At 62.0% G+C, this 10713-nt stretch carries 9 protein-coding genes; 1 reads left to right on the top strand and 8 read right to left on the bottom strand.

Translation table 11 applies throughout. From position 1 onward, the window contains the following. Window positions 1–188 precede the first annotated feature (188 nt). From phoB to phoR, 7 genes are all read right to left on the bottom strand, one after another. Window positions 189–872, bottom strand: coding sequence for a phosphate regulon transcriptional regulator PhoB (gene phoB / locus ATY29_RS24040; protein ID WP_003570612.1), 684 nt, complete (start codon window positions 870–872; stop codon window positions 189–191). A 136-nt stretch (window positions 873–1008) separates the two neighbouring features. After that, the gene (phoU, locus tag ATY29_RS24035; RefSeq protein WP_097537363.1) at window positions 1009–1722 is read right to left on the bottom strand and encodes a phosphate signaling complex protein PhoU; all 714 of its coding nucleotides are present in this window, start codon (window positions 1720–1722) and stop codon (window positions 1009–1011) included. A 44-nt stretch (window positions 1723–1766) separates the two neighbouring features. Further along, window positions 1767–2582: a phosphate ABC transporter ATP-binding protein PstB gene (gene pstB / locus ATY29_RS24030; RefSeq protein ID WP_003570616.1), complete on the bottom strand. Its 816-nt coding sequence runs from the start codon at window positions 2580–2582 to the stop codon at window positions 1767–1769. A gap of 16 nt (window positions 2583–2598) precedes the next feature. After that, window positions 2599–3921, bottom strand: coding sequence for a phosphate ABC transporter permease PstA (gene pstA, locus ATY29_RS24025; protein WP_097537362.1), 1323 nt, complete (start codon window positions 3919–3921; stop codon window positions 2599–2601). Further along, window positions 3918–5399, bottom strand: a complete 1482-nt coding sequence (pstC, locus tag ATY29_RS24020) for a phosphate ABC transporter permease subunit PstC (protein ID WP_097537361.1) — start codon at window positions 5397–5399, stop codon at window positions 3918–3920. The genes pstA and pstC overlap by 4 nt, the downstream gene beginning before the upstream one ends. Window positions 5400–5560: 161 nt before the next feature. Then, window positions 5561–6595 carry a substrate-binding domain-containing protein gene (locus tag ATY29_RS24015; RefSeq protein WP_003570623.1) on the bottom strand — a complete coding sequence of 345 codons (1035 nt, stop codon included), beginning with the start codon at window positions 6593–6595 and terminating at the stop codon, window positions 5561–5563. A 327-nt stretch (window positions 6596–6922) separates the two neighbouring features. Continuing rightward, window positions 6923–8143 (bottom strand): phosphate regulon sensor histidine kinase PhoR, encoded by a 1221-nt coding sequence (gene phoR, locus ATY29_RS24010; RefSeq protein WP_097537360.1) that lies wholly within the window; start codon window positions 8141–8143, stop codon window positions 6923–6925. A gap of 232 nt (window positions 8144–8375) precedes the next feature. On the opposite strand from phoR, the gene ppk2 reads away from it, so the two are divergent. Further along, window positions 8376–9257, top strand: coding sequence for a polyphosphate kinase 2 (gene ppk2, locus ATY29_RS24005; protein WP_097537365.1), 882 nt, complete (start codon window positions 8376–8378; stop codon window positions 9255–9257). A 106-nt stretch (window positions 9258–9363) separates the two neighbouring features. Here ppk2 and ATY29_RS24000 read toward each other — a convergent pair whose 3' ends face one another. After that, window positions 9364–10563, bottom strand: a complete 1200-nt coding sequence (locus tag ATY29_RS24000; protein WP_097537359.1) for a regulator — start codon at window positions 10561–10563, stop codon at window positions 9364–9366. Window positions 10564–10713: the final 150 nt, after the last annotated feature.

Raw genomic sequence — 10713 nt, 5'->3', positions numbered from 1 at the left:
CAACACCGTGCGCCTTGTCCACCAAATTTAAACCGGACAGCAGTGGGTCAAGCCCTGGGATGACGGAGGAGAGGTGGTGCCTGGATGACGGAGGAAAGGCGGTGCCGGCTCATACGCCGCGCCGGTGCGATGAAAGGGCGTGGGAAAGGCTGTGCAGGCGGGAACGCCGACCACGCACTCCCTCAGCCTCAAGCTTCCATCGAATAACCGGCGCCGCGGACGGTGCGGATGACGTCCTGCATGTTGGAGAAATTCAGCGCCTTGCGCAGGCGGCCGACATGGACGTCGACGGTGCGTTCGTCGACATAGATGTCGTGGCCCCAGACGCCATCCAGGAGCTGCGAGCGGGAGAAGACCCGGCCCGGCGACGACATCAGGAATTCCAGCAGGCGGAATTCGGTGGGGCCGAGGCGGACTTCGCGACTCTTGCGGTGGACGCGATGGGTTTCGCGGTCGAGCTCGATATCGCCGCATTTCAATACCGTCGACAGCACCTCGGGGCGGGCGCGGCGCAGCATCGCCTTGACGCGGGCAACCAGCTCGGGGGTCGAAAAGGGCTTGACGACGTAATCGTCGGCTCCTGTGGAAAGCCCGCGGACACGCTCGCTCTCTTCGCCGCGCGCCGTCAGCATGATGATCGGCAGGCGCTCGGTTTCCGGCCGCATGCGCAGGCGCCGGCAAAGCTCGATGCCGGAGACGCCGGGCAGCATCCAATCGAGGATGAGAAGGTCGGGTGTGCGCTCCTGAAGCCTGATTTCGGCCTCGTCGCCACGAAGGATGGTATCGACCTCGAAGCCTTCCGCTTCGAGATTGTAGCGAAGAAGCACGCTGAGCGCCTCCTCGTCTTCAACTACTGCAACTCTCGGGATCATGCGTATTGGTCTCCTCGCGCATGATCCTTAAACCGGGGATGATTTAAGCAATGCATCCTGCGCAAAATCAGAAAAGTGGCTGCGACCTCTTTGCGCGCCCCACATTGGCGCGCGCGCAATTGACGGGTGCGGACGGTTATTCCGTGACTGCACCAACGGTGTTGGCGCTGTCGTCCTTCGGACGGTCGCCTTCCGGCTGGGCGCCGGTTGCCATGTAATAGATCGTCTCGGCGATGTTGGTGGCGTGATCGCCGATGCGCTCGATGTTCTTGGCGCAGAAGAGAAGATGCGTACAGCTGGTGATATTGCGCGGATCTTCCATCATGTAGGTCAAGAGCTCGCGAAACAGCGAAGTGTACATTGCGTCGATCTCGTTGTCGCGCTCGCGGATCGCACTGGCCTTGTCGGCGGCGCGCGTCGTGTAGACGTCGAGCACTTCTTTGAGTTGGACGAGCGCCAGCTCGGACAGATGCTCAAGGCCGCGGGCGAGCTTGCGGGGAACGCCGGTGCTCTGCACGGCGATGACGCGCTTGGCGGTGTTCTTGCCAAGGTCGCCGACCCGTTCGAGATCGGCGGCAATGCGGATCGAACCCATGATTTCGCGCAGATCGGCGGCCATCGGCTGACGGCGGGCGATGGTGACGATCGCCTTGTCGCCGATCTCGCGTTCGGTGTGATCGAGGATCACGTCGTCGGAGATGACCTTCTGGGCCAGCGCCGTGTCGCCGTTGACCAGCGCCCGGACTGATTCGGCAACCATCTGCTCGGCCAGGCCGCCCATTTCGGAAATCCGCCTGGACAGGAACTTCAGATCATCATCATAGGCAGAATAGATATGTGTCGATGCCATGGGGCTTTGTCCTTCGAATAACGGAAAGCTTCGTATCGCCAAAATCAGCCGAAGCGGCCCATGATGTAGTCCTGGGTGCGCGGATCGTCGGGATTGGTGAACATCTTGTCGGTGTCGTTCTCCTCGACGAGATTGCCGAGGTGGAACATGGCGGTGCGCTGCGAGACGCGCGCGGCCTGCTGCATGGAGTGGGTGACGATGACGATCGTGTAGTTCTCGCGCAATTCGTGGATCAGTTCCTCGACCTTGGCGGTGGCGATCGGGTCGAGCGCCGAGCAGGGCTCGTCCATCAGGATGACTTCGGGGCTGACGGCGACGGCACGCGCAATGCAGAGGCGCTGCTGCTGACCGCCCGACAGGCCGGTGCCGGATTCATGCACGCGGTCCTTGACCTCGTTCCAGAGACCGGCGCGCTGCAGGCTGGTCTCGACGATCTGGTCGAGATCGGCCTTCGACTTGGCAAGGCCATGGATGCGCGGGCCGTAGGAGACGTTTTCATAGATTGTCTTCGGGAACGGGTTCGGCTTCTGGAAGACCATGCCGACGCGGGCGCGAAGTTCGACGACGTCGATATCCGGATCATAGATGTCGTCGCCGTCGAGGGTGATCTTGCCGGCGACACGGCAGCCGTCGATCGTGTCGTTCATGCGGTTGAGGCTGCGCAGGAAGGTCGACTTGCCGCAGCCGGACGGACCGATCAGCGCGGTGACGGTGTTTTCGCGGATGTTCAGGTTTACATCGAAAAGCGCGCGCTTCTCGCCGTAGTATACCGAGACGTCCTGGCCGATCATCTTATAAGGAACGGTGCTCATCTTCTGATCCAGCGCCTTTTCAACTGCAGCTTCGGTCAACATGTTCATGATCTTGTAACTCCGTTTACCAGCGGCGCTCGAAGCGACGACGCAAGAGGATGGCGCCCATGTTCATGACGATCAGGAACAGGAGCAGGACGATGATGGCACCCGAAGTACGCTCGACGAAGGCCCGTTCGGCCTCGTTGGCCCACATATAGACCTGCACGGGCAGAGCCGTCGAGGGATCGAGCGGTGTCGTCGGCGCGTTGGCGACGAAGGCGACCATGCCGATCAATAGCAGCGGCGCGGTCTCGCCGAGCGCGTGCGCCAGGCCGATGATCGTGCCTGTGAGGATGCCGGGCATAGCAAGCGGCAGAACATGGTGGAACACCATCTGCATCTTCGAGGCGCCGAGGCCAAGGGCTGCAGCGCGGATCGACGGCGGCACGGCGCGCAGTGCGGCGCGCGTAGCTATGATGATCGTCGGCAGGGTCATCAGGGTCAGCACCAGACCGCCGACCAGCGAAGCCGAGCGCGGCAGGCCGACGAAGTTGATGAAGACGGAAAGGCCGAGCAGACCATAGACGATCGAGGGAACGGCGGCGAGGTTGTTGATGTTGACCTCGATCAGATCCGTCAGCTTGTTCTTCGGCGCAAACTCCTCGAGATAGATCGAGGCGGCAACGCCGATCGGCAGAGCGAGCACCAGCACGATCAGCATCAGGTAGAGCGAGCCGATGAGGGCGACGCCGAGGCCTGCGGCCTCCGGACGGCTGGAATTGCCGTTGACGAAGAGGCCGGTGTTGAACTGCTTGGACAGAGCCCCGCTCGCCTTCAGCTCGTTCATCCAGCCAACCTGCTTGTCGTTGACCTTGCGGTTCTTCTCATCGACGGTCAGGTCGATCTGACCCTTATTGGCGCTGTCGACATTGGCGTCGGCGAGCACCGTGACATTGACCGTCTTGCCGATGATCGACGGATCGGCGACGACCATGTCGCGCAACTGGATCGGCGCACCCTTGGAGAGCATGGCCGTGGCATCGCGCACCTCGGGCTTGCTCGAGGCGTTGACGTTCAGCTGCTTGACGATCGCGTCGCGCAGTAGAACCGGATAGTTGGCGGCGACCAGCACCGAAGGGTCGGTCGCACGCTTATTGCCAGGGTCGATCGTCTTCTCGGTGAATTCGATCGGCAGGGTGATCGAAGTCTGCTGGAAGGCGGTGTAACCCTTGCCGATCACCGTCCACAGCAGGATGAACAGGAAGACGAGACCGAAGGTGATGGCGGCGATGCCATAGGCCTGGAACCGGCGCTCGGCGGCGTAGCGGCGCTTGATGCCGATATCACGGCGCGCCGGCGCCTTGGAGACGGTGACGCCTGATGTGGGAGAAACAATATCCGTCATTCGTACTGCTCCCGGTATTTGCGCACGATGTAGAGCGCATAGATGTTGAGGCAAAGCGTGATGCAGAACAGCGTGATGCCAAGAGCGAAGGCAACCAGCGTCTGCGGCGAGGTGAACTCGAGGTCGCCGGTGAGCTGATTGACGATCTTGACGGTCACCGTCGTCATCGGCTCGAAGGGGTTGATCTGGATGCGGGCGGCGACACCGGCGGCCAGCACGACGATCATGGTTTCGCCGATGGCGCGCGAGGCGGTCATCAGCAATGCGCCGACGATACCGGGAAGAGCTGCCGGCAGAACCACCTTCTTGATGGTTTCGGAACGGGTGGCGCCGAGACCGAGCGAACCGTCACGCAGGGCCCGCGGCACGGCAGTGATGATATCGTCCGACAGCGAGGAGACGTAGGGGATCAGCATGATGCCCATGACGATGCCGGCGGTCAGAACGCTCTGCGCCTGAATGAAGTTGGTGTAGCTGCCGGAGAGCAGACCGCTGATCTGGGCGGAGAAATCGCGCAGGAACGGGCCGACGGTGACAAGCGCGAAGAAGCCGTAGACGATCGTCGGGATGCCGGCGAGCACTTCGAGCAGCGGCTTGGCGACGCCGCGCAGCTTCGGCGAGGCGTATTCGGCCATGTAGATGGCGGCAAACAGGCCGACGGGGACGGCGACCAGCATCGCCACCAGGCCGATATAAAGCGTGCCGAGCAACAGCGGGATCAGCCCGAACTGGCCGAAGGACGAGCTGCCGGCGCCGGCAAAACGCGGATCCCAGACGGTGCCGAAGAAGAAGTCGGCGGCGGGAACGGCGGCAAAGAAGCGGGCGGCTTCCGACAGCATGGAAAGCACGATGCCGATCGTCGTCAGGATGGCGATCGAAGAGGCAAGCAGCAGGCCCCAGAGCATGACGCGCTCGACGCGGTTGCGGGCGCGGAAGCGCGGGGCGATGGCGCGCAGCGCATAGAAGGCGCCGGCAACGGCCAGAATGAAGACGACCGCCGTCATGGCAAGGCGGCTCGTCATGCTCATGGCGTTGAGCGTCTTGGCGGCGTCGAGCATGTAAGGCTGGGGCTGGCCGGCAAGCGGCACGCCCTTTTCGCTGAGCTTGGCCTGAAGCGCTGCGGGATCGCCGGCAACCGCTGCAGTTTCATCTGATGTCAGCAGCGTCAGGCCGCGGGCGACCGTCGCCACCATGGAATAGCCGAGATCCTGCTCGACGGCGGCTTGCGCCTTGACGTCGGCAGGGAAACTGCCGCGAACCGAGGATTGGATGATGCCGGGGCTGACCGAGAGCCAGAAGCAGAGGACGGCGAGGGCGGGAAGAACGGCCCAGATCGCCGCATAGGCGCCGTAATAGGCCGGCCGTGAATGCAATGCCGAGGATCTGCCGCCGGCAATTGCTGCGGCCCGGCTGCGCGCGACCAGATAGGCGGCGGCGCCGATCACCACAAGGCACAAGAGTATGATGGATGTGCTCATTCGTTACGTCCCCAGGCCCGTAGCCCCAAAGCCCGGCAGCTTCATCAGCCGCCTTCAGCATCATGCGGAATGTATTCAACCCTGCAACACCGGAAACGCCGGCGCGCGAGGGGATAAGGCAATGCCGGCGCGGGCTTTGAAGCACCGCGCCGGCAAAGTGATTACATAGCCTTACCGGCTTCGACTTCCTTGCGGATCGCGTCGCGCTCGGCATCCGGAGCGGCAACCAGGCCGTATTCAGCCAGCGGGCCGTCGGGGCCGATCATCTGGTCGGATACGAAGAAGTTGACGTATTCCTTCAGGCCAGGAACGGCGCCGAGATGTGCCTTCTTGACGTAGAAGAACAGCGGGCGGGAAACCGGGTAGGTGCCGTTGGCAATGGTTTCAGTCGACGGAACAATACCGTTCACGCTCGCAACCTTCAGCTTGTCGGCATTGTTTTCATAGAAGGAAAGGCCGAATACGCCAACGCCGGTCTTATTGGCGGCGATGCGTGCCAGGGTTTCCGGATAGTCGCCGTCGATGTCGACTGCAGCGCCGTCCTTGCGGACTGCGACGCAGGCCTTGCCCTGAGCGGCCTTGTCGGCAATTTCCTTGGCGATGACGTCGGTTGCGCCCGAAGCCTTGCAGCCGGCGGCGAGTACGTTCTGTTCGAAGACTTCGCGCGTGCCGTGCTTTTCGCCCGGGATGTAGGCAGCGATATCAACAGCCGGAAGCTTCGGGTTGACTTCCGACCACTTCTTGTAAGGGTTGGCGACGAGCTTGCCGTCGACGACGACCTGGGCTGCGAGGGCCTTGTAGATGTCGGCAGGAACGTAGGCTACATCAGGGTTGGAAGCGTCGGTTGCGAAGACGATACCGTCATAGCCGATCTTGACTTCCTGGATGTCGGTCACGCCGGCAGCCTTGCAGGCTTCGGCTTCGTTCTTGTTGATCGGACGCGAAGCGTTGGCGATGTCGATGGTGTCTTCACCGACGCCCTTGCAGAATTCCTTCAGACCAGCGCCCGTGCCGCCGGATTCAACGACCGGCGTCTTGAAGTTGGTGAAGGTCTCGCCGAAGGACTCGGCAACGATCTTTGCGTAAGGCAGGACGGTGGACGAACCGGCAACCTGGATCTGGTCACGGGCGACGGCAGCGCCGGCGAAAGCAGCGGTTGCAGCGAGCGCGGCAACGGTGAGCTTGAAGGTGTTCATTAAAAATCTCCCGGATTGGGCTTGTGTGAGTGCGGCCTTTCGAGAGGCCCTCGCAGTGCCTTTTTTCATCGGCGAGACTCTCTTAGCGCTGTAAGCACCGTCCTTTTATGTCAAATCGGTGAAACATTTGTGACAGGCTATCTAATTGTTTTTGAATGATAACTTATTCAGGACCTAGCTGATCACGTCAGGGGTTGGCAAAGTTTGCGTCGCCCCTCGACCTTGCATTGCAAATTCTTCAGAAATGACGCTAAGGTTGCCGTACGCCCGCAAACGGGGCGGAAGGGGCGTGCCGCGACCTCTCGACTCCCTATTCCCGTATGCCTGTCAGAACCGCACGGTAAAATCCGTGCCCTTGTCGACTTCGGATTTTACGATCAGCCGGGCGCGGTGGCGGGTGAGGATGTGTTTGACGATGGCGAGGCCGAGGCCGGTGCCTTTTTTCGAGCGGCTGTCTTCGATGCTGACGCGATAGAAGCGCTCCGTCAGGCGCGGCACGTGTTCGGCCGGAATGCCCGGCCCCTTGTCGACGATGCTGACTTCGACGGGATTGCCGGTGCCGTTCTTCAGCCAGACATCGACGATCTTGCCCTCCTGGCCGTATTTGCAGGCATTCTCCATCAAGTTCTCGAAGACCTGGACAAGCTCGTCGCGGTCTCCCAGCACCTCGACCTTGCCCTCCGGCAGATGCAGGTTGATGTCGACGCCGACATCCGCTGCCAGCGGCACCAGCGAATCCCTGACATGGCCGAGCAGCGGCACCAGATCGACCTTCTCATCCGGGGCGATATGCGACTTCAGCTCCAGGCGGGAGAGCGAAAGCAGATCGTCGACCAGCCGGCTCATGCGTGTGGCCTGGTCGAACATGATGGCGAGGAAACGCGCCTGCGCCTTCAGATCGTTCTTCGCCGGGCCCTGGATGGTCTCGATGAAACCGCGGAGCGACGCAAGCGGCGTGCGCAGCTCATGGCTGGCATTGGCGACGAAATCCGAGCGCATGCGGTCGATGCGGCGGACTTCTGAAATATCGCGGAAGGAGAGGATGAAATAACGCTCGCGCGCGCCTTCGGCGGCGAATTCGACGGGGGCGCTACGCACGATATAGACGCGTTCGGAGGGCAGCCTCTCTGCATGCTCGATCTGGTTCGGGGCGTTGGTGGCGATGGTTTCGCGCACCATGTCGAGCACACCCGGCGAGCGCAGGCGGGCCGATATATGGGCGCCGAGCACTACCTCGCCGAAGGCCTTTTCGGCAGCCCGGTTCTGGAAGAGCACCGAGGCATCGTCCGACAGCACCATAACCGGTATATCGAGGCCGGAGAGCGTGGAGGAAACCTCAGGCAGGCGCCTCGGCGGCGCTTCTGGCGCAATCTCCAGCGGCTCGGCGGGTGCATCCTTGATAACAGGCGCCTCATTGAAAAGCGCGGTGACGATCATGATCAGCAGGAGGCCGAGCACAACCCACTTGTTCATGCCGGCGGCAAGCGCGGCGAGTGCGCTGAGGATTGCCGCCAGCAGCACCGGCCGCTCGCGCCGGATGCGCGCCAACAGGCTTTTTCTCCACGGAGTTTCGTCTTGCAAGTGCCCTCGCGGCGTCGATTCGTTGTCTTATATTGAACTCTGCCTGATAGCGGTAATTCATGACAGAAATTTTCGGCTGGCGTCTGCAATACGAAAGGCTGCAGCCGAAATTTGGAAAAATCGCCGGCCGACAGCGAAAGATTTGATTTCCAACGGTAAATATGTTGGCGTGAGAAACGATCAGAGGCAGGAGGACAACGTGGCTGGGGACGTCGAAAGCAGGGCGGTCGAGCTGGATATCCGCGGAAAGAAGCGCATCTTAGATGTCGACGATCCCGTTCTGCCGGATTGGGTCGAGGAACATGCGCTGGAATCCGGCGAATTTCCCTACAAGAAGAAACTCAAGGAAGAAGATTATGTAGAGCAGCTGGAAAAGCTGCAGGTGGAGCTCGTCAAGGTTCAGTTCTGGCTGCAGGCAACCGGCAAGCGGGTGATGGCGCTGTTCGAAGGGCGGGATGCTGCCGGCAAGGGCGGCGCGATCTCGGCCTCCTCGGAGAACATGAACCCCCGCCTTGCGCGCGTCGTGGCGCTGACCAAGCCGACCGAGCGCGAACAGGGACAATGGTATTTCCAGCGCTATGTCGCGCAGTTTCCGACCGCAGGCGAATTCGTGCTGTTCGACCGCTCCTGGTACAACCGCGCCGGCGTCGAGCCGGTCATGGGCTTCTGCACGCCGCAGCAATATCAGGATTTTCTCAAGCAGGCGCCGCAGCTCGAAAAGATCATCGCCCATGAGGGCATCTTCTTCTTCAAATTCTATCTCGATATCGGCCGCGAGATGCAGCTGAAGCGCTTCCACGACCGCCGGCACGACCCGCTGAAAGTCTGGAAACTGTCGTCCATGGATATCGCGGCGCTGACGAAATGGGACGATTACAGCGAAAAGCGCGACCGGATGCTGAAGGAAACCCATACGGATTTCGCGCCCTGGACGGTGATCCGCGCCAACGATAAGCGGCGGGCGCGCCTTGAACTCATCCGCCACATGCTGAACCGGATGGATTATGACGGCAAGGACAAGAAGGTGCTCGGCACGGTCGATGAGCAGATCATCGGCTCGGGGCATGGATTCCTGAAATAGGCTTTCTGAAAGAGGGCGGCGGGCAGCGGCCGTCGCCATCGGCTGCGCCGGGGCTGACGCCATCGGCTGCGCCGAGGCTGGCGCCACCGGCTTCGCCAGGGCTGGGTTATTGCCCCGGCAGGATGCGGATGGCGAAGAGGTTGATGCCGCGCGCCTTGCCGTCGAGATCGCTGTTGATCGTCAGCGTGCCCGGCGCATTCGGTGCCAGCGAGCGGTCGAACTTCACCTGCAGCAGCGCATCCGATTTTTCCCGGGTGACGTTGAAACGATGGCGGGCGCAATTGCCGAGCGACTGGAAATTGCATTCGACGGTGACCTGCGTCGGCTCGTCGGTGGTCGATTGCAGCGTCAGCGCGATTGTCGAGGATTTGCCGGCAAGCTGCTGCAGCACCGAGGGCGGCACGCTGACCGAGATATTGCCTTCGGCCGCACCGCTCTGCGAAATCAGGCGGATGGCGGGGCCGTCATTCTCGGTGATCTTTTCGGTGCGGGCCTGCGGACCGGCCTGGATCTTGTCAGCGTCGTCGGGTTTGAAGACTGGGATCCAATCGGCCGAAAAACTGTTCTGCGGATCGATGGTCACCGGCTGATCTTTGGAAGCCGCATTGCCGGCGCTATCGTCAGTGCCGGTAAAATCCTCGGGCTGGGTGCTGGCCGGCGGATTGGCGACGCTGGTGTCGCGCTCGGCCGCCGTCAAAAGCAGGCCCGATGTATGCGCCCACCAGGCGCCGATGCCGATAAAGGCGAGCAGCACGCACCAGACCAGCAGCCGCGAAAAGAATTTGCGCGGCTTGCGGCGGCCTGCCGCCCGCTCCGGGCGGAAATCCATGTTGGTGGCGCGCTGGCCGCGCGTCAGGCGTTCCTCGCCGACCGGGGCGGCTGCGAGATGATCGGCATGGCCGGCATGCACGCCGTCGAGATTCGAATCGTCGCCGCGGTGCATGGCGATCTCGGGGGCGCCGCGGGTCTCGCCTGCGGGCACGGGACTGTCAATGAGGTTGTCAATATCGGCAACATCTCCCCGATGCACCGGCGGCGCCGGCATTTCGACATCAGGAGGCACCGGCACCTCCGGCGGCCTCTGGCGCGGGTGAAGTCGGTCGCGCTCCTCGCTTTCGATAGCGTGGATGGTGCTTTCCAGGCGATGGCGATGATGGGCAACGACCTCGGCGTCGGTAATGTCCTGCTTGCGCAGGCCGGCTTCCAGCGCCTGGCGGGCCGACTGGTAGATCCTCGCTCGAACCTCCGGATTGTCGCGATCGGAATTGTCGAGCGCTGTTCTGATGGCCGTTTCTAATCCGCTCACGTCAAGTCCTTCACCTTGAACTCGGCATCGGACTGCAATCCCCGCCGTTCTCCATCAAAATTCGGTAACGGCAAGTGCGGCAAACCGCAAGCCTTGCGAGAGTGGGCCACGGTGGATCGGCGGGGATAATCGGCGGGTTTCAGCGCTTGC

This window comes from Rhizobium hidalgonense, assembly GCF_002914525.1.
Lineage (GTDB): Bacteria > Pseudomonadota > Alphaproteobacteria > Rhizobiales > Rhizobiaceae > Rhizobium > Rhizobium hidalgonense.
This window is presented reverse-complemented; position numbering and strand designations above follow the sequence as displayed.